An 18,416-nucleotide genomic window follows, 5' to 3' on the forward strand; every position below is an offset into this window, starting at 1 on the left:
TTCTCCGCTTTCCGATTCCGGAGGTAGCTTCATGTCCACGGCACGGTCGCAGTCGGGGCCCGCCCCGCGGCGGGACGAAGAGCAGCGGCTGCGGGAGCTCGGCTATCAGCCGGTCCTGGCCCGCCGGATGGGCGGCTTCGGCAACTTCGCCATCAGTTTCTCGGTGATCTCGATCCTCTCCGGCTGTATGACGCTGTACGGCTTCGGCATGGGCACCGGCGGTCCGGCGGTGATGCTGTGGGGCTGGGCCGGGGTCGGTCTGTTCGTCCTGTGCGTCGGGCTGGCGCTGGCGGAGGTGACCAGCGCGTACCCCACCTCCGGGGCGCTGTACTACATGGCCGACCGGCTGGGCGGCCGGGCCTGGGGCTGGTACACCGGCTGGCTCAATCTGCTGGGCCTGCTGGGGGCGATCGCCGGGATCGACTACGGCGCCGCGCTGTTCACCGGGGCGCTGTTCCAGCTCCAGTGGGGCTTCGATCCCACCCCGGAATCCACCATGCTGATCTTCGTCTGCATCCTGGTGCTGCACGCGGTGCTGAACCTCTTCGGGGTGCGGCTGGTGAGCCTGCTCAACTCGATCAGCGTGTGGTGGCACCTGGGCGGTGTGGCCGTGATCGTCGGGGCGCTGGCGATCGTCCCGTCCCACCACCAGTCGCCGGAGTTCGTCTTCACCGAGTTCGTCAATGACACCGGCTGGTCGAACCCCCTGTACGTGGCGGCGATCGGGCTGCTGCTCGCGCAGTACACCTTCTCCGGGTACGACGCCTCCGCGCATCTGTCCGAGGAGACCTCCAACGCCTCGGTGTCCGCCGCACGCGGGATCGTCCGGGCCATCTGGGTGTCCTGGGCCGCCGGTTTCGTCCTACTGGCGGGGCTGACCTTCGCCATCCAGGACTACGCCGGGGCCCAGGACAGTGAGACCGGAGTGCCCCCGGCGCAGATCCTCATCGACGCCCTCGGCACCGGCGGAGCCACCGCCATGCTGCTCGTCGTCATCGTGGCGCAGCTGTTCTGCGGCAACGCCGAGGTGGCGGCGGCCAGCCGGATGGTGTTCGCGTTCAGCCGGGACGGGGCGCTGCCGGGGTCCCGGCTCTGGCAGCGGGTCAGCTCCCGTACCCAGACCCCGGTGCACGCGGTGTGGCTGTCGGTGGCCGTCGCATGTGTCCTCGCGCTGCCTTCGCTGTACTCCAAGACCGCCTATGGCGCGGTGACGGCCATCAATGTCATCGGCATCACTCCCGCCTACGCCATCCCCATCTTCCTGCGGCTGCGCGCCGGGGACCGTTTCCGTCCGGGGCCCTGGCAACTGGGCCGCTGGAGCAAGCCGGTGGGCTGGGTGGCGGTGGTGTGGGTCGCCTGTGTGACGGTGCTGTTCTGTCTGCCGCAGTCCAGCCCGGTGACGGTGGACTCGATGAACTACGCCTCCATCGCTCTGGCCGTGGTGCTGCTCCTGGCCACCGTCTGGTGGTTCATCGCCCGGCGCTCTTACCAGACGCCCACCGGCTACGGAACCGCCCGTGAGCAGGCGGAGATCGCGGAGGGCATCGTCTGAGCGCTCCGGATCCCGGTCCGCCGTCCGCGGTGCCGCCGCGCCGCCCCCTCCGGTTCAGTCCGGACGGCGCAGCGACACCGCGGGCGGGCGCTCACGCATCGCACCGTAGGCGAGGAAGTACGCGGGGGCCCGCTTCAGCCAGGGCGCCTTGGTGAGGAGGTCGGCCAGCCGCAGGGCGCGTACCTCCTTCCCGGCCGGTGAACGCCCGCTGAGCAGCGGTTCGATGACCCGGGCGTGGGCCGTCCGCTGGAACGCCTGGGTCATGGCCGTGGTCGGCCAGCGGCGGCGCTGCACCGCACGGACGTCGCCCAGCCCCACCCTGCCCTCACGGAGCGGCTCGACGAGGTGGCGGGCGGCGGCGACGGCGTCCTCGACGGCGAGGTTGATCCCGATCCCGAAGACCGGGGACATGGCGTGCGCGGCGTCGCCGATGCACAGCAGCCCGGGGCGGTGCCAGCGGCGGAGCCGTTCGATCCGGACGTCCAGCAGCTTCACCTCGTCCCAGGACTTCAGTTCCGGTTCACGGTCGGCGATCCACGGGGCCACCCGCGCGAACTCCTCCAGGAACCGGTCGAGACCGTCGGCGCGGCGTTCCTCGTCGGCACCCTTGGGGATGAGGACGGCGCACTGCCAGTAGTCACCACGGTCGATCATCGCGGTGATGAAGCGGTCGCCCGCGGTGCCCACCACGCCCTGGGGATCGGACTCGCGCCGCGGCAGCCGGAACCACCAGGCGTCCATCGGGCAGGGGAAGGAGCGCAGTCCCAGTTCGGGCAGGGCCCTGGCCAGCGAACCCCGGCCGTCACAGGCCACGGTGAGATCGGCGCGCAGTTCACCGGTTTCGCCGTCCGGGGTGCGCTCGCGATAGCGCACCCCGGTGATCCGTCCGCCCTCGCGGAGGAAGGAGGTGGCCTCGGTGTTCATCCGCAGCCGGAAGGAGGGCTCCCGCGCCGCCTCGTCGGCCAGCAGGTTGAGCAGATCCCACTGCGGCACCATGGCGACGTAGTTGTACGGGCCGGACAGCGCGCTGAGGTCACCCACGGTGAACAGTTCGCCGTCCGGTCCGATGGGGAGCTGGACGGTGTGCACATGCCGCTGGGGCAGCGCCGCGAACCGCTCCGCCAGCCCCAGATCCTCCAGCAGGGCCAGGGTGCTCGGGTGGACCGTGTCACCACGGAAGTCGCGCAGGAAGTCCCCGTGTTTCTCCAGGACGGTCACCTCGACGCCGGCCCTGGCCAGCAGCAGACCGAGGACCATTCCGGCGGGGCCACCGCCCACCACACAGCATGTGGTCCGTTCCATCGCATGCGCTCCCTTCGGTGTGTCAGGAGACAGGGCAACACCTCAGGATCGGTACCCCGGGGAGCCACGCCCTATCACCACTCGTCACGGGGACGGACGGACCAGTGAAAACACTGATGCGCGGCTCCGGGTGCGCCCTGTCCTTGAGACGTCCCGGTCTTCCGTCCGTATGTCCGCCTGACGGTGTGGGGCGCAGAAGGAGGTTGTATGGCAGCCGAGTACGAACCCGGCCGGCGGACCGGCCGCCGGACGGACCGGCCGGACGGCACCTACCGTTCGGTCCCCGCGCCCGGACCGGCCCCGGCGCCCCGCGGTGCCCAGGGTCCGGGCGCGGGGACCGGCCCTCCGGTCGAGGGGTGGATGGAGGATCTGCATCTGTTCCGCCCGCCCGGTGACCCGCTGCCGCCGGGCGCCCATCAGGTGGCCGAGGCCGACACCCAGGAGATGGAGCTCCGGCCCGGGGGCCCGGGGTCCTGGGACGCGGCGTCCACCGCCGCCCTGTCGATGCCCGAGCCCCTTCCGTTCCCCGGGCCCGGCACGGGCGCGGTGGTGCGGCGCCGCTCCCGGGCCGCGCTGCTGCTGGTGGGCGGGTTGAGCGCGGGGGTCGCACTGACGCTGGTCCTGGTGCTGCCCCGGGACGCGGCGACGGGCGCGGCGCCCCCGGTGACGGGCGGGGTGAGTTCACCCCCGGCGGCCGGGGGCGGCGCCGCTCCCCCGGTGCCCGCCACACCCTCGGCACGGACACCGGACGGGCAGTGGCAGCAGAACGCCCATCCGAACATCCTGACGCTCGGGGACAGCGGTCCGCCGGTCACCGAACTGCAGAACCGGCTGCTGCGGATCCCGGACGTGTACCAGGGCGGACAGGTCAACGGGCAGTACGACCAGAGCCTGGCGGAGGCCGTGTCCCGCTTCCAGATCCTGAACGGGATCCGCGGGGACGCCAACGGGGTGTACGGGGACGCCACCCGGCGCATCCTGGAGTCGCGCACCTGAGCCATCCCGTCCGTCAGACGGCGCCGAAGACCTGGGTCCAGTAGGTACCGGCCCGGCTGCCGATGGCGTAGCCGACGCCGATATGGGTGAAGTCGGGCTTGAGGATGTTGGCCCGGTGGCCCGGACTGTCCATCCAGCCGCGGACGACCTCCGCGGCGGAGCGCTGGCCGCAGGCGATGTTCTCGCCGATGCCCCGGTGGCCGGCGCCGGCGGCCCTGGCCCGGTCCCAGGGCTCTCGCCCCTCGGGCCCGGTGTGGGAGTAGAAGTCGCGCGCGACCATGTCGTCGCTGTGCCGCTGGGCGGCCGTGGTCAGCCGTGGCTCTGCGGCGAGCGGGGCAAGCCGGGCGGCGGCCCGCTCCGCGTTGGTGAGCGCGATGACCTCGGAGGTGAGCCGCTCCAGACCGTCCGAGGTGAACGGCTTGGCCCACACCGCCGTCCAGAAGACATCCCCGCCGGGACCGACCGCCCGGCCGAGCCCGAGGTGAGCCACCGCCGGGTCACCGAACGGTCCGCGGCGCTCCGCCCCCGACAGGCAGTAGTCCACGAACTCCTCGGGGGTGCGCGGTCCGGAGACCAGATGCTCCTCGACCGTCAGACAGCGGTAGCCCGTGGCGGCGATGCGCTGGAACAGGGAGACGCCGTCCGGTCCCTCCACGGCGAGCCGCCCGGCCGACGCCATGGCCGCGGCATGTGCCTCGGCAGCGGCGGTCAGCCGGGTGTCCAGGGTGAGCAATGGCGCTCCGGCCCGCGCCCGGGCTGCATTCACCACCGCCACTGGCCCTCCCGCCGCGGCACCCGGCTCCTGCGCCGGGGGCGGAGCAGGAGCCGGTGCGGTGGGCGGGGGCGGTTCATCGGCGACCTCGACCCCGAAGTCCCGTGCCACTCCGGCCAGTCCGTCGGCGTACCCCTGGCCGAGGGCGCGCACCTTCCACCGGTCGCCCCGCCGGTAGACCTCGGCGAGCAGCAGCACGGTCTCCTGGGCGGGGCGCGGCGGGGTGAACCGAGCGAGCGGCGCGCCGCCGTCCGCCGAGACGGTCAGCGCGGGCACCGGCAGCCGGCCGAGCGGGGTGGCGGGGTCGGCGGGGCTGATGACGACGGTGATCCGCTCGGCGTCCGGGCGCAGCCGCCGGGGGTGAAGGGTGAGGGTGTCGCCGTGCAGCCGCGCGCCGGGCGCGGAGGGCTGGTTGAAGAAGACGAAGTCGGCGTCGCCCGCGACCCTTCCGTCCGCACCCGTGATCAGCGCGGACAGATCGAACGGGCCGGGCACCCGGATCGTCAGCGCGCCCTCGGGCAGCGCCAGATTGCCGCCGGGGACCAACTCGCCCATGTCCGCTCCTCACCACCGGGTTCATGGGGGCAACGCCCCGGCCGGGCCAGTGGTTCCACGACGAGGCCGCGCCCGCCCCGGCCGTGGGGCCGGGACAGGCGCGGGGGCGGCGGTCGGTCGCCGTTCCGGTCAGACCGGGACCGCGACGTACTTGTACTCCAGGAACTCGTCGATGCCGACCCGGCCGCCCTCACGGCCGAGTCCGGACTGCTTGACGCCGCCGAAGGGGGCGGCCGGGTTGGAGACCAGTCCGGTGTTGAGGCCGACCATGCCGACCTCGAGCCGTTCGCTCATGCGCAGCGCGCGGTTGAGTTCCCGGGTGAACACATAGCCCACCAGACCCCATTCGGTGGCGTTGGCCGTGGCGACGACCTCGTCCTCGTCGTCGAAGGTGAGGATGGCCGCGACCGGTCCGAAGATCTCGGTCTCCATCAGCCTGCTCGCGGTGTCCACCCCGGTGAGCACCGTGGGCGGGTAGAAGCAGCCGGGCCCGTCCGGGGTGCTGCCGCCGACCAGGACCTCCGCGCCGCGGGCCACCGCGTCGGCGACCAGCTCCTCGACCTTCTCCCGGCCCGCCCGGTCGATGAGGGGACCCACGTCGACACCGGGACGGCTGCCGGGGCCCACCTCGAGGGCGCCCATCCGGCGGGCCAGCCGGTCGGCGAACTCGGCGGCCACGGACCGGTGCACGAAGAACCGGTTGGCCGCGGTGCACGCCTCCCCCATGTTGCGCATCTTGGCCATCATGGCGCCCTCGACCGCGACATCGAGGTCGGCGTCGTCGAAGACGATGAAGGGGGCGTTGCCGCCGAGTTCCATCGAGGTGCGGACGACGGCGGGCGCGCACTGGGCCAGCAGGGTACGGCCGACCTGGGTGGAGCCGGTGAACGAGAGCTTGCGGATCTGCCCGCCGGTCAGCAGCGGCTCCACCACCTCCCCCGCCCGCGAGGTGGTCACCACGTTCAGCACACCGGGCGGCAACCCGGCCTCCTCCAGGATCCCGGCGAGCGCGAGACTGGACAGCGGGGTCTGGGGCGCGGGCTTGAGCACCATGGTGCAGCCCGCCGCGATCGCCGGGCCGATCTTGCGGGTGCCCATGGCGAGCGGGAAGTTCCACGGGGTGATGAGGAGACAGGGACCGACGGGCCGGCGCATGAGCAGCATGCGGTTCCTGCCGTCCGGCATCGTGGCGAAACCGCCGTCGATCCGGACGGCCTCCTCGGAGAACCAGCGGAAGAACTCGGCGGCGTAGGCGGCCTCACCGCGCGCCTCGGCCAGCGGCTTTCCCATCTCGGCCGTCATCAGGGCGGCGAGCGCGTCGGCCCGCTCCAGGATCAGTTCATAGGCGCGGCGCAGGATCTCACTGCGGGCCCGGGGCGCGGTGGCGGCCCACTTCTCCTGGGCGTCCTCGGCGGCGGCCAGCGCCCGCCGGCCGTCCGCGGGGCTGGCGTCGGCGACCTCGCACAGCGTCTCGCCGGTGGCCGGATCGTCGACCGGCATGGTCAGGCCACCGGCCGCGTCGGACCAGGATCCGGCGATGTAGAGCTTCTTGGACACCGTGGCGAGCACATCGGCCGCGGCGGGGAACGAGGGGGTGGACATGGCGGCAGTCTCCTTCGATCCGGGGCGCGTCAGGAGCCCGTACCGGCGCTGACGGCGGCGGACCAGGCACGCAGACCCTCGTCGATCGCCGCTTCGTCGACGACCAGGGCGGGGATCATCCGGACCACATGGTTCCAGGCTCCGCACAGCAGCAGCAACAGTCCCTCGTCCACCGCGGCCTTCTGCACCCGGGCGGCGGTGGCCGGGTCCGGCTCGCCGTCCTCGGTGACGAACTCGCTCGCCTGCATCAGACCGAGGCCGCGGACATCGCCGATGGCCGGGGTCTTCGCTGCCAGGTCCTCCAGGCCGCCGCGCAGCCGCGCGCCCATGGCCTCGGCGTTGGCGACGAGGTTCTCCTCCCGCACCACGTCGAGGGTGGCGGCCGCGGCGGCGCACGCCACCGCGTTGGCCCCGTAGGTGCCGCCCTGGGAGCCGGGCCACGCCTTGCTCATCAGCTCCTCGGAGGCCGCGATGCCCGACAGCGGGAAGCCGCTGGCCAGGCCCTTGGCGGTGACCAGGATGTCGGGGCGGACACCGAAGTGGTCATGGCCCCAGAACCGGCCGGTGCGGCCGACACCGGTCTGCACCTCGTCCAGGATGAGCAGGAAGCCGTGCCGGTCGGCCCGCTCGCGCAGGCCCTGGAGGAAGCCCTCGGTCGCGGGGACGTAGCCGCCCTCGCCGAGCACCGGTTCGACGATGACCGCGGCCGTGTCATCGGGGTGGGAGATGCTCTGCAGGACGTAGTCCAGCTCGCGCAGGGCGAACCGCGTCGCGGTCTCCTCGTCCCATCCGTACCGGTAGGCGGTGGGGAACGGGGTCACCACGACCCCGCTCATCAGGGGCGAGAAGCCGGAGCGGAAGCGGGTGCCGGAGGTGGTCATGGAGGCGGTGGCGACGGTACGGCCGTGGAAGCCGCCGTGGCAGACCAGGACGTTCGGCCGGCCGGTGGCCTGACGGGCGAGCCGCAGGGCCGACTCGACCGCCTCGCTGCCCGAGTTGGCGAAGAACAGACTGTCGAGTCCCGGGGGCAGCACCTCGCCCAGCTTCTCGACCAGCCGCCGCAGCGGCGGGTGCATCACGGTCGTGTACTGGCCGTGGATGAGGGTGCCCACCTGCTCCTGCGCCGCGGCGACGACCCGCGGGTGGCAGTGGCCGGTGCTGGTGACACCGATGCCCGCGGTGAAGTCGAGATACCGCCGGCCGTCCTCGCCATGGACGTGGACGCCCTCCCCACGGACGGCTACCACCGGAGTGGCCTGGCGAAGCTGCGGCGACAGATTGGTCATGTTCTCTCCCACACCCAACAGGTCGGCGATTGCGCGGACCCTTCGAGACTGCGGGAGCGGACCGGGCGAGGACAATGATCGTTCTGTCGCTCCCTGGTGATCGGTATGGACGATCTGTCAACGACTCCTCCCCGGCCCGGCGTCAAGGGGGCCCGTTGCGCACGGGACCGGAGCTTGTCAGAGTGACCCGCATGGACGGCTCCGGCGGGATCACGTACGAGGCCGGCGCGCCGCTCACGCTCGACGCCGCGCTGCGGCTGCCGGTGCTGGCCGCGGGGCTACCGGAGGTGGTGTCCGGCCAGGGGAAGCTGTCCCGCCCGGTGCGCTGGGTGCACATCACCGAACTGCTCGATCCGGCGTCGTTCCTCAAGGGCGGGGAGCTGGTGCTCACCACCGGTATGCCACTGCCGGAGGGGGATCCCTCGCGAGTGCGGCGCTATGTGGAGGAGCTGGCGGACATCGGTGCGGCAGGGCTGGTGATAGAGCTGGTCCGGCGCTACCACCGGCCGCCGAACGAGCTGGTGCGCGCCTGTCTGGACCGGGACTTCCCGCTGGTGGTGCTCTCCCGGAGCGTGAACTTCGTGGAGGTCACCCAGATCGTCCACTCCATGATCATCGGCAGTCAGATCGAGAGCCTGCGCAGGGCCCATGACGTCCACGACGCCTTCACCGCGCTGACCCTGCGCGGCGCCGAGCCCGATGAGGTGGTGGGCATGGCGGCCGAGCTGAGCGGGCATCCGGTGGTGCTGGAGAACCTGGTGCACCAGGCGGTGATCTGCGGCCCCCCGGGGCCGGGCGTCGAGGCGGCGCTGACCGGCTGGGAGCGGCGTTCCCGCGCCACCCCCTCCCCGGACCGCACCGAGCTGAGCGGTCCGGAGCAGTGGCTGGTGACGGCGGTGGAGTACCGGGGTGAGCGCTGGGGACGGCTGCTGATGCTCCCGGACACCTCCGGCAACCCGGCCACCGGCCCCGAGCACGCGATGGTCCTGGAGCGCACGGCCACCGCCCTGACCATCGCCCGGCTGACCCAGCACACCCGCTGGGAGCGGCGGGCGCAGCGCACCCTGCTGCTGGACCTGGTCGAACGGCGCTGCCGGTCCGCCGGGGAGGCCAGGGCGCGGGCCGAGGCCCTGGGCACACCGGTGCAGGGCCGCCGGTTCATCGTCGTCCTGGTCACGCTCGCCCGGGGGCCGGACGCCCAGGAGCGGGCGGCCCTGGAGGACCGGCTGACCGCCGAGCTGGCGACGGGCGGGACGTCCGTCCTGGTCGGAGCGGTGCCCGGGGATCACATCGGGGTGCTGCTGGCCTTCGAGCCGTCCGTCCCCTGGCGACCGCTGGCGGAGCGGCTGAGCCGTGCGGTGCGGCAGTCACGGCCGGACGCGGTGGTCAGCGTGGGCTCGGAGGTGGCGGATCTGTCCCAGCTGGCGCACTCCTTCCAGCAGGCGGCCCGGGTCGCGGACGCCGCCGTCCCCGGCACCCCCGACAAACCCTTCCACGAGCTGTGCGATATCGGGCTGCGGCAGCTGCTGTACGCGCTGCGCGGGGACGTGCGGATACAGGAGTACGTGGAACGGCAGCTGGGACGGCTGGTCCACTACGACGAGCGGCACGGCACCGATCTGCTGTCGACCCTGCGCGCCTATCTGGACGCGGCGGGCAACAAGACCGTGGCGGCGAAACGGGCCAACCTGTCCCGCCAGGCGTTCTACCAGCGGCTGCGTTCGATCGAACGGCTCCTCGGCTGCGATCTGGAGTCCGGCGGGCAGCGCACCGAACTCCATGTCGCGCTCACCGCCTTCCAGGTGCTGCGGCTGTCACACGGCACCTCCTCCGCATCCTGAGCGTTCCGCCGGCCGTACGCGGTCCGCGTCACCGGGCGGACCCCAGCGGACGGTGAGCCGTTCCGGGGGCCGTTCGGCGGAGCCCGCGCGCGGCACCACCTCCTGCGATGCCATCGCCAGCCGCAGCCCGGGGAGCCGGGTGGCCAGACAGCGCAGGGCCGTCTCCAGCTCCACCCGGGCCAGCCGGGCACCGGGGCAGTAGTGCGCGCCGTGACCGAAGCTGAGGTGGCGCGGGGTGCGGCCGGGCAGCAGCCGGTCCGGCTCGGTGAAGACGGTCTCGTCGCGGTTGGCGGAGGCGAGGGAGACCAGCACCACGTCTCCGGCGGGCACCACCACCCCGCCCACGGTGACATCGGTGGTCGCCCGGCGGGAGCGCAGCGCGTCACCGAAGGTGCCCAGCCGCAGCAGCTCCTCGATCAGCGCCCGGGGGTCGGCGGGCCAGGGCGTGGGCAGCCCGCCCCGGATGAGCAGGGTCAGCGCCGCGTTGGCGACCGCGGCGACCATCGTCTCGTACCCGGTGACCAGGAAGGTGGCGGCCAGCGAGACGGCGGTGGCGTCGTCGCCGTCCCGGGCGAGCGCCGAGACCAGGTCGTCCGAGGGCACCGCGGTACGTGCGGTGACCAGCGCCGCGGTGTACGCCATGAGGTCGCGCTGGGCACGCTCGACGTCCTCCGGGGCGTGCCCGTCGACCGCGAGCACCGTCTCGGCCCAGTGCGCGAACCGGTCGCGGTCGCCCAGCGGAACGCCCAGCAGCATGCACATCACCCGCATGGCGAACGGACGGGCGAAGTCGGCCACGAGGTCGGCCTCGGCGCGGGCGGCGAAGCCGTCCACGAGCTCTTCCGCGATCTCGGCGACCGCCGCGCGCAGCCCGCCGGTCCGGGTACGGGTCAGGGCCGCCGTGGCCCGGATGCGCAGCGCGGTGTGCTCGGGCGGGTCGGTGGTGAACAGCAGACCGGGCGGCAGGGTCCCGGGCCGGATACGGGGCGCGCCGGGTTCGGTGAGCGCGGCCTTGCTCAACCGGCGGTCGGAGAGCGCGAACCGGGCGTCCCGGTACCGGCTGACCAGCCAGCCGAGGTCACCGGACGGCATCCGCACCCGGCTGACCGGACACTCCCGGCGCACCCACGCGTAGGCGGCCGGCGGTTCGGCGGGACGGTCGGCCGGGAACGGCAGCCGGGGCGGCCGGGCGGGGGCGCGGACATCGCTCACGGGATCTCCCCCGACGCGTCGAGCCCCGGCTGCCCGGCCGCCACGCCCGCGGTCCCCGCCCCGGCCGTGCCCAGGGCCTCCCGGAGGGTGATCGCCCATCCGGTCCGCAGCAGCCGCCGCGCGGTCTCGTCGGCCACCGTGTCCAGCCGCCCGGTGAAGACCGCGACGCCGACGGCGGCCGGGCCCAGAGGTAACGGCGGGGTGACCGCGGTGGCCCCGAAGACGGGCGCGGGAGGTCCGGGGGTGAGTCCGGTGAACGCGATCCGCCGCAGCCGGGAGCGCACGCTCCACCACAGACAGGCGGCGTGGGCCAGCGCCGTGGCGATCTCGCTGCCGCGCCGTCGCGGCTCCACGATCTGCCGGGCGAACATCAGCAGTTCACCGTCGCCGAGCGTCTCCTCCAGCGAACCGAAGTCCTCGTAGAGCTCGCCCTCCCCGGCCCGGCCGACGGTGACGCGCAGGGCGCCGACCGCCGTATCGCCTTCCGTGCAGAGCAGATGGACGGCGCGCTCGTCGTCCTCGTCCCAGACCGGGACGCCGAGCCGGTCCAGCGTCCGCCCGTGGTGGGCCCGGCGCAGATGGAGGACATCGGCCCGGCGCGGGGTGGTGCGGGCGATCCGCACCGTACGGACGACACCGCCGCGGGTGTAGTCGGCGACCGGCGGGTCGAGTTCGGCGAGGGCGCGGTCCGCCTCGTGGGTCCTGGAGTGGCGGCGCGGCCACAGCCGGTCGGCATCGGACCGGCTGTGGCCGCGTGTCGCCCGCTCCTCGGGCGGTATCACTTGACGAAGTCCTGGACGACCTTCGGGGGCCAGGAGCCCACATTGAGGACGCCCAGCGAGTAGGCGCGGGAGACCAGGGCCGCGCGGTTGGGCACGCGCAGCTTACGGAGCAGCCGGGTCACGTGGTACTCGACGCCCTGGCGGCTGAGGTAGAGCCGCGCGGCCAGGGGAATCGTGGACAGTCCGGCCGCGATCCCCTCCAGGATGCGCGCCTCGATCTCGGTGAGCAGCTTCTTGCGTTCGGTGACCATGTCCACCTCGCCGCCGCCCGCGGTGGGGCGCATCAGGACGAGTATGGACGCCACATGGGAGCGGCCTTCGCGCACCGCCACCGCCGTGAGCACGCTGGTGAAGGCCGAACCCTCGGGTCCGACGAGCACCGTGTGGGCGGCGAAGCGATGACGGGAGCCGTCGACGAGCCCGGTGAACTGGCGTCGCAGGGTCTGCTGGACGCTGGGGTGCACCAGATCGCAGAAGCTGCGGCCGCAAACCTCGGCCGACGCATCGTCGAACTGGCGGAAGAACTCCCGATTCGCCTGCAGGACCGTCAGGGACGGGTCGAGACATACGACACACACCCCTGGCTGGTCGAACTGGCGCAGGAGATCGGCGTACTCGGCCTGTTCACATCCGAGCTCGTGGGGGGTTGGCCGAGCCGTATCTGCTAGTGCGGACATTGCCAAGGGACTGCCATCCCTTCCTGAATTCTGAATTTTCCGGGGAAATTGCGCGCGCAATTTTTTTCGAATGTGATTTCAGAATGGAGACTAGGGAGGAGTGGCTGATCCAGTCAACGTCAACTGCGGTCCCGCCGCCCAATCCCGTGGTCGGCGGGGGGTGGGGGTTCGGTCCGCACCCCCGGGTTTCGGTGGTTCGGTTCGGTGGTTCATCCGGTGCGCCGATCGTCGCTGAATTACCGCCGTTAACCGCGGTTTTGCGGTTGAAGGCGGGGCAGCAGACGGATGAGTTCGCGGCGTCCGGAGACCTCCAGCTTGCGGTAGGCATGGGTCAGGTGCTTCTCCACGGCACGTGTGGTCACGCCGAGTTCACCGGCGATCTCCTGGTTGGTGAGCCCGCGGCCGACCAGCCCGGTCACCGTGCGTTCGGTGCGGGTGAGGCTCGCCTCCGGCCGTACGGTGGGCGCGGTCCGGCCGTTGCGGGTGCCGGCCCGTTCGGCCAGCCAGGGCGCACCGCAGGCGGCGGCGAGGGGGACCGCCTCCTGGAGTACGGCCTCCGCCTCGCTGCCGCCGCGCAGCCGTCTGCCCAGGGTCAGCAGGGCACGGGCGAGTTCGAGCTCGTTGGCGGAGGCGCGCAGGACGTCGACGGACTCGCGCAGCAGATTCACCCCCCGGTCACCGCCGTGCAGCCGCCCCTTGAGCCGCAGGGCGCGGCCGATGGCGACCGGCGCGCCCCATTCCACCGCCCGCAGATGTTCCTCCTCGGCGAGGGCGAACGCCGCGCGGGCGTCGCCGACGCGCACCTGGAGGGCGGCCGCGCCGGGCCGCCACGGGAAGAGCACGGGGTTGCGCCAGCCCGACGCCTCGAGCTGCCGTCCGCATGCGAGCAGGGTCTCCAGCGCCGCGCTCCACCGCCCGTGCCCGGTGTCCTGCGCGGCCTTGAGGAGCTGGAGGGCGGTGGTCAGCGCCAGGCTGGCGGACCGGCGGCGTCCGAGCCGGTCGAGGATCCGCTCGGTCAGCGCGGGGTCGCGCAGCTCCAGGGCGACCCCGGTGAGGGCCACGGTGGAGATGACACCGATCTCCTGCCAGTGCGCTTCGGCCAGCCGTGCGGCGCGCTCGGCGTGGTCCAGTGCCTTGGCGGGGCGGCCGCGGGCGGTGAGGACCATCGCCTGCTCCAGGTGGACGAAGGCGTCCACGACGGTGGTGTCCTGCCGCGCGGTGTGGCGTTCGGCCGACAGCCAGGAACTGATGTCGCGCACCGAGTCGGAGGCGACCAGGGCGATGACCACCAGGGGCAGCGCCGAGTGCACCCGGGCCGAGGTGGCCGGTTCGCGCTCCAGGATGCGGTGGGCGATCCCGGTGATCCGGCCCACCGGCAGCCGGGCGGTGAGCGTCGCCGCGGTGAGCAGCACCGCGGTCAGCTCGCGTTCGGCGGTGGAGCCGAGCGCAGGCTCCTCCCCCATCCCGTTCAGCCGGGCCACGGCGGCGGCCAGTTCGGCGGGGTCCTCGTGTCCGGAGTGCCTCAGCCGGGCCTCCAGCCGCAGGGACAGATCCCGTGCGGTGCCCGCCAGGTCGGCGGCCGGGCCCAGATCCTCGGCCACCTGGTGCAGCAGGTCGAGGACGGAGGGCGGTGTGAGCCCCACGATGGTCGGGGAGATCCGCAGGGCGGCGGCGGCCCGGTGCCGCGCCGAGGGCAGCAGGGGTATCGCCTGGGAGATATGGCGTTCACAGGCGGCCGGGTCGAAACCGCGCTCCGCGGTGGCCAGATCGATCAGCAGCCGGGCCCGTCCCTCTCCGGACAGCGCACCGTCCAGCAGGGCACGCCGCAGATAGCGGGCGGCGGTGTCGGGCGCGCCCCGGCGCAGCGCGGTGTCCGCGGCGGCCCGCAGCACCTCCACCGACCAGGAGTGCCGGGAGGCGGTGACGGCCATGAGCTGGGCCGCGACCAGTTCCGCGGGGCAGCCGCTGCGGTAGAGCAGTTCGGCCGCCGCGTCGTGCAGCCGCTCGCGTTCGGCCACGGTCATGGAGGACTCGACCGCGTCCTGCACCACCCGGTGGACGAAGCGGGGCTCCTGTTCGGTGGCGGTCAGTCCCAGTTCATGGACGGCACGCAGCGCGGCGGCGTAGCCGATCGCGTCCAGTCCGGCCAGCCGGGCCATCAGCCCGGGGTCGCCCTGGTCGCCGAGGACCGCGATGGCCGCGGCCAGGTCCCGCACCGGCTGCGGCTGGGTGCGCATACAGCCCGCGAGCCGCTCCCGGAGCTGGGAGGGCCGCAGTTCACGGGCGGCGTCCGCATGGCACGCGGTCGGCTGGTGCCCGTTCACGGCGAGGCCGAGCAGCACCGACAGCAGGAACAGCGGATTGCCGCCGGAGATGTCGTGACAGGCCCGGGCGAACTCCTCGTCGCCCCGTTCGCCGAAATGCTCCTGGATCATCCCCTGGGCGGCGTCCACGGTGAGCGGCGCGGGGCTCAGCACCCGTGCGGCCGCGTCGGTGACCTCGCACAGCAGCGGGTGCTGGGCGCGCGGATCCCCGTCGCGCAGGGTGCACACCAGGACGGCACGCAGTCCGTGCAACCGCTTGACCAGATAGGCGAGCCAGCGCAGCGAGGGGGTGTCCACCCACTGGAGGTCATCGACGAGGAGCAGCAGCGGACCGTCCGCGCACACGTCCGCCAGCAGGGAGCGCAGCCCGTAGAGGACGGCCTCGCTGGCGGCGGCGGCCCGCCCCTCCCCCGCCGGGACGGCGTCATCGGCGAAGACCGTGCGCGCGAAGCCGCCGTGCTCCCGCAGCCAGCGGTCGCGGAGCTCCTCCGGGGCACCGGTGAGCAGACTGTCGAAGAGCTGGCGGACCACACCGAAGGCGAAGTCCTGCTCCATCGGCGCGGCATTGGCACGCAGCACCCGTACGCCGTCGTCCTCGGTCCGCGCGGCGAGCTGGTGCAGCAGTGCGGTACGGCCGATCCCCAGCGGGCCGGTGAGCAGCAGCAGTGACGAGTCCCCCGCACGGGCCGCCGCCAGGGCCTCCGCGACCTGTGCCTTCTCGGCCTCGCGCTCAAGCAACATCCGTTCCGTACCCCTCTGTCGCCCGGATCAGCATGCGCAGTTCCGCCCGCCCGCGGATCCGCAGCTTTCGGTATGCACCGCTGAGCCGGAGCTCGACGGTGCGGGTGGTCACCGACAGCAGTTCGGCGATCTCGCGGTTGCCCCGGCCGTGTCCGGCCAGGGTCGCGGTGCGCCGTTCGGCTTCGGTCAGCGTGGCCCACGCCGGATGCGGGACGGCGCCGGAGGCGGCGGGCCGGCCCAGCCGCCCGGTGAGGACGCGCACCCGCTCGGCCAGCCTGCTGGAGGGACGGTGGGTGGTGGTGAGGGTGGCCAGCTCGGCCAGGAGCGCGGAGGCCGCGCAGCGGTCCCCGGCGTCCAGTTCGGTCCTGACCAGCTCGGTGAGCGCCCCCGCCAGGGCCAGCAGGGAGGACGTGCCGCGCAGGGTGCCCGCCGCCTCGCGGAGCCGCTCGGCGCGCCCTTCACGGGCCACCCGTCCGGCGCCGAGCTGGGCCCAGCCCAGCGCGCTCGGCGCGCCCCACCGCCGGGCCAGCGCGACCTCTTCCCGGGTCAGCCGCTCGGCCTCCTCGTGGTCCCCGGCCGCCTGGCAGGCACGGGCGGCCATGGAACGCCAGGGCATCAGGGCGGGATTGATGTGGCCGCGGCGCAGCAGCCGTCGTCCGGCGCCGCGGAAGCGCTCTCTCGCGTCGGTGATCCGGCCGTCCAGCAGATCCACCGTCCCCTGGGCGAAGAGCAGATACGCCCAGGCCGCGCCTTCCCGTTCCCCGGTGGGCGGGGCGGTCGCGGCGAGTGCCCGGGCCCGGTCGGTCTGACCGCTCTCCAGCGCGACGGTGATCTGGACGGCGGACAGATAGGGGGCGGTGTCCGGATGCCAGCGGGCGTGGGGCAGACAGCGTTCCGCTGCGGCGGCGTCCCGTTCGGCCATGTCCAGCCGTCCGCGCCGCAGATGGAGTTCGCCGCGGACGGCGAGGACGAGCGCGGAAGCGGCGCGGGCGTGCTGTCGGCGCAGTTCGGTGTGGAGGACGTCCAGCCGGGTCCCGGCCTCTTCGACGTCGTCGGTGAGCAACAGGGCGCGGGCCGCGGCGAGCCGGGGCAGGATCAGCGCGCCGCCGCCCTCCTGGCCGGTGGCCGCGCGGCGGGCCAGCTCCCGTGTCAGCGCCAGGTTCTCGGCGCGCAGGGCGAGCTGCCAGGCGCGGGCCCCGGCCTGGGCGGGACACGGCGGCCGCTCGGGCAGCGGGGGGACATCGGCCAGGGTCAGCGCGGTGTCGTCCTCCCGTCCCTCGTCGGAGAGCCAGTAGAGGGCGGCCAGTTCGGCCCGCTCCACGTCATGGGCGGTGGGCAGGGCGCTCAGCACCGCCCGGCGCAGCCCCTCGACACCGCCGCGGGTCAGGCCCAGATCGGCGGCGCGGGTGCGGGCCCGGGAGAGCTGGTCGCCCTCGGTGCGGATGATCTCCTCCAGACGGCGGTCCCCGGCCTCGGGCGCGGCCAGCACCTCGATGGCGGCCAGTTCCAGCCCCAGCCGGGCCCGCGATCCGGGCTCCATCGGCTCGTCCAGCGCCCGGGTCAGACAAGCGATGGCCTCGGCCGACCGCCCGGCGCGCAGCGCGGCGGCGCAGGTACGGCGCAGGGTGTGGACCGCCCAGGGCTCTCCGGCGGGACGGGCCGCGAGCAGCAGCCGGGTGATCTCCTCGTCGGGTACGGCGGCCCGGTGCGCCAGCTCGGCGGCGCGGGCGAAGAGGTCCGCGCGCTCGGCGGCGGTCATCTCCTCCAGGACCCGGGTCCGCACATCGGCGTTGCGCAGCCGCAGTCCGGTGCCGGAGGCGACGGTGAGCCCGGTCGCCTCCAGGGTGGCGCGCAGCCCCGGCTCCCGTGCCGCCCCCGGCCCCGCGAGCGTGTACAGCAGGGGCAGGTCCAGCAGTTCACCGCAGACCGCGAGGGCGCGCAGCACCGCCACCGCGGTGTCCGGCAGCCCGCTCAGCGCCCGGGTGGTGTGCTCGCCGGTGACCGCGGTGATGAGCGCCCGCAGTTCGGGGACCCGGGCGGCCAGCGGCCGGTGACCGCGCGCGGCGAAACGGTTCAGCGCCTCGTGCGCCACCGCGGGACTGCCCGCCGTGGCCTCGGCGGCGGCCGAGGTGAACGGCTCCTCACCCGGTTCGCCGCAGATCAGCGCCACGGCGGTGGCGATGTCCCGGTCGGTCAGCGCGGACAGGGTGAGCTGGGTGACGGGCACCGGGCCGGGAGCCGAGGTGATCCCGCTCCAGCCCGGGTGATGACCGCCGGTGCTGCCGGCCACGACCGCCGCCGGGGTACCGGGCAGCCGGCGTATCAGGGCACCGAACCAGCGCAGTGAGGCCGGATCCAGCAGCCCCACGTCCGCCACGGTCACCAGCGTGGGCTGGTCCCGGGCGCTGCGCAGCAGTTCGGCCAGTCCCGGTAAACGGGTGTCCGGGCCATGTCCGACCAGGACCTGCCGGGTGCCGTCGCCGAGCCCGTCCACGGGGGTCAGCAGCTGGTCGACGGCGCCGTAGCGCAGGGCGTGCTCACTGGGGGTGGCCTCGGCGCGCAGGACGCGGAGTCCGCGGTCGGCGGCGAGCCGGGCCACCCATCCGAGCAGTGCGCGCTGTCCGGAACCGGGGCGGCCGGCGATCGTCACGACCGCGGGCCGACCCCTGCCGAGGTCGGTGACGACCCGCGCCAGCGCTGCCTGCTCTCGTTCTCGCCCGGGGAACGGGAGCCCGTTGAACTGCATGGTGTGACTATATGTCCGGCGCATCGCC

General features: G+C 73.6%; 12 protein-coding genes. 3 read left to right on the forward strand and 9 right to left on the reverse strand.

The features are described from left to right. The first annotated feature begins 31 nt into the window (after positions 1-31). Entirely contained in the window at positions 32-1,552 is a 1,521-nt protein-coding gene (locus NMK44_RS28825; RefSeq protein ID WP_254748484.1) for an amino acid permease, read from the forward strand. Between the two features lie 54 nt (positions 1,553-1,606). Here NMK44_RS28825 and NMK44_RS28830 read toward each other — a convergent pair whose 3' ends face one another. Continuing rightward, the gene (locus NMK44_RS28830) at positions 1,607-2,854 is read right to left on the reverse strand and encodes an FAD-dependent oxidoreductase (protein WP_254748486.1); all 1,248 of its coding nucleotides are present in this window, start codon (positions 2,852-2,854) and stop codon (positions 1,607-1,609) included. Positions 2,855-3,061: 207 nt separating this feature from the next. Here NMK44_RS28830 and NMK44_RS28835 point away from each other — a divergent pair, with 207 nt between their 5' ends. Then, on the forward strand, positions 3,062-3,850 hold the full coding sequence (locus NMK44_RS28835) for a peptidoglycan-binding domain-containing protein (RefSeq protein WP_254748488.1): 789 nt from the start codon (positions 3,062-3,064) through the stop codon (positions 3,848-3,850). Positions 3,851-3,863: 13 nt separating this feature from the next. On the opposite strand, the gene NMK44_RS28840 is transcribed toward NMK44_RS28835, so the two are convergent. From NMK44_RS28840 to NMK44_RS28850, 3 genes are all read right to left on the reverse strand, one after another. Continuing rightward, positions 3,864-5,177, reverse strand: coding sequence for a CAP domain-containing protein (locus NMK44_RS28840; protein ID WP_254748490.1), 1,314 nt, complete (start codon positions 5,175-5,177; stop codon positions 3,864-3,866). A 129-nt stretch (positions 5,178-5,306) separates the two neighbouring features. After that, positions 5,307-6,779: an NAD-dependent succinate-semialdehyde dehydrogenase gene (locus NMK44_RS28845; RefSeq protein ID WP_254748493.1), complete on the reverse strand. Its 1,473-nt coding sequence runs from the start codon at positions 6,777-6,779 to the stop codon at positions 5,307-5,309. Positions 6,780-6,808: 29 nt separating this feature from the next. Then, positions 6,809-8,065, reverse strand: coding sequence for an aspartate aminotransferase family protein (locus NMK44_RS28850; RefSeq protein ID WP_254748495.1), 1,257 nt, complete (start codon positions 8,063-8,065; stop codon positions 6,809-6,811). A gap of 191 nt (positions 8,066-8,256) precedes the next feature. Here NMK44_RS28850 and NMK44_RS28855 point away from each other — a divergent pair, with 191 nt between their 5' ends. Continuing rightward, on the forward strand, positions 8,257-9,906 hold the full coding sequence (locus NMK44_RS28855) for a PucR family transcriptional regulator (RefSeq protein ID WP_254748497.1): 1,650 nt from the start codon (positions 8,257-8,259) through the stop codon (positions 9,904-9,906). Here the strand turns inward: NMK44_RS28855 and NMK44_RS42465 are convergent. The 5 genes from NMK44_RS42465 to NMK44_RS28880 all read right to left on the reverse strand — a co-directional run bounded on the left by NMK44_RS42465 (position 9,880) and on the right by NMK44_RS28880 (position 18,388). Further along, entirely contained in the window at positions 9,880-11,118 is a 1,239-nt protein-coding gene (locus NMK44_RS42465; RefSeq protein WP_254748499.1) for a cytochrome P450, read from the reverse strand. The two genes, NMK44_RS28855 and NMK44_RS42465, sit on opposite strands and share 27 nt — an antisense overlap. After that, a complete protein-coding gene (locus NMK44_RS28865; protein WP_254748501.1) occupies positions 11,115-11,900 on the reverse strand; it encodes a hypothetical protein in 786 nt (261 codons plus the stop codon). Before NMK44_RS28865 ends, NMK44_RS42465 begins: the two co-directional genes overlap by 4 nt. After that, on the reverse strand, positions 11,897-12,577 hold the full coding sequence (locus NMK44_RS28870) for a helix-turn-helix transcriptional regulator (protein ID WP_374215360.1): 681 nt from the start codon (positions 12,575-12,577) through the stop codon (positions 11,897-11,899). Before NMK44_RS28870 ends, NMK44_RS28865 begins: the two co-directional genes overlap by 4 nt. Positions 12,578-12,822: 245 nt before the next feature. Next, the gene (locus NMK44_RS28875; RefSeq protein WP_254748505.1) at positions 12,823-15,642 is read right to left on the reverse strand and encodes an ATP-binding protein; all 2,820 of its coding nucleotides are present in this window, start codon (positions 15,640-15,642) and stop codon (positions 12,823-12,825) included. Continuing rightward, positions 15,632-18,388 carry an AAA family ATPase gene (locus NMK44_RS28880; RefSeq protein WP_254748507.1) on the reverse strand — a complete coding sequence of 919 codons (2,757 nt, stop codon included), beginning with the start codon at positions 18,386-18,388 and terminating at the stop codon, positions 15,632-15,634. Before NMK44_RS28880 ends, NMK44_RS28875 begins: the two co-directional genes overlap by 11 nt. Positions 18,389-18,416: the final 28 nt, after the last annotated feature.

It is taken from the genome of Streptomyces cucumeris (assembly GCF_024295805.1).
Lineage (GTDB): Bacteria > Actinomycetota > Actinomycetes > Streptomycetales > Streptomycetaceae > Streptomyces > Streptomyces cucumeris.

Coding starts and splice junctions, on each gene's coding strand:
- NMK44_RS28825 (WP_254748484.1), top strand. CDS start 32: ATGTCCACGGCACGGTCGCAGTCGGGGCCCGCCCCGCGGCGGGACGAA.
- NMK44_RS28830 (WP_254748486.1), bottom strand. CDS start 2,854: ATGGAACGGACCACATGCTGTGTGGTGGGCGGTGGCCCCGCCGGAATG.
- NMK44_RS28835 (WP_254748488.1), top strand. CDS start 3,062: ATGGCAGCCGAGTACGAACCCGGCCGGCGGACCGGCCGCCGGACGGAC.
- NMK44_RS28840 (WP_254748490.1), bottom strand. CDS start 5,177: ATGGGCGAGTTGGTCCCCGGCGGCAATCTGGCGCTGCCCGAGGGCGCG.
- NMK44_RS28845 (WP_254748493.1), bottom strand. CDS start 6,779: ATGTCCACCCCCTCGTTCCCCGCCGCGGCCGATGTGCTCGCCACGGTG.
- NMK44_RS28850 (WP_254748495.1), bottom strand. CDS start 8,065: ATGACCAATCTGTCGCCGCAGCTTCGCCAGGCCACTCCGGTGGTAGCC.
- NMK44_RS28855 (WP_254748497.1), top strand. CDS start 8,257: ATGGACGGCTCCGGCGGGATCACGTACGAGGCCGGCGCGCCGCTCACG.
- NMK44_RS28870 (WP_374215360.1), bottom strand. CDS start 12,577: ATGTCCGCACTAGCAGATACGGCTCGGCCAACCCCCCACGAGCTCGGA.
- NMK44_RS28875 (WP_254748505.1), bottom strand. CDS start 15,642: ATGTTGCTTGAGCGCGAGGCCGAGAAGGCACAGGTCGCGGAGGCCCTG.
- NMK44_RS28880 (WP_254748507.1), bottom strand. CDS start 18,388: ATGCAGTTCAACGGGCTCCCGTTCCCCGGGCGAGAACGAGAGCAGGCA.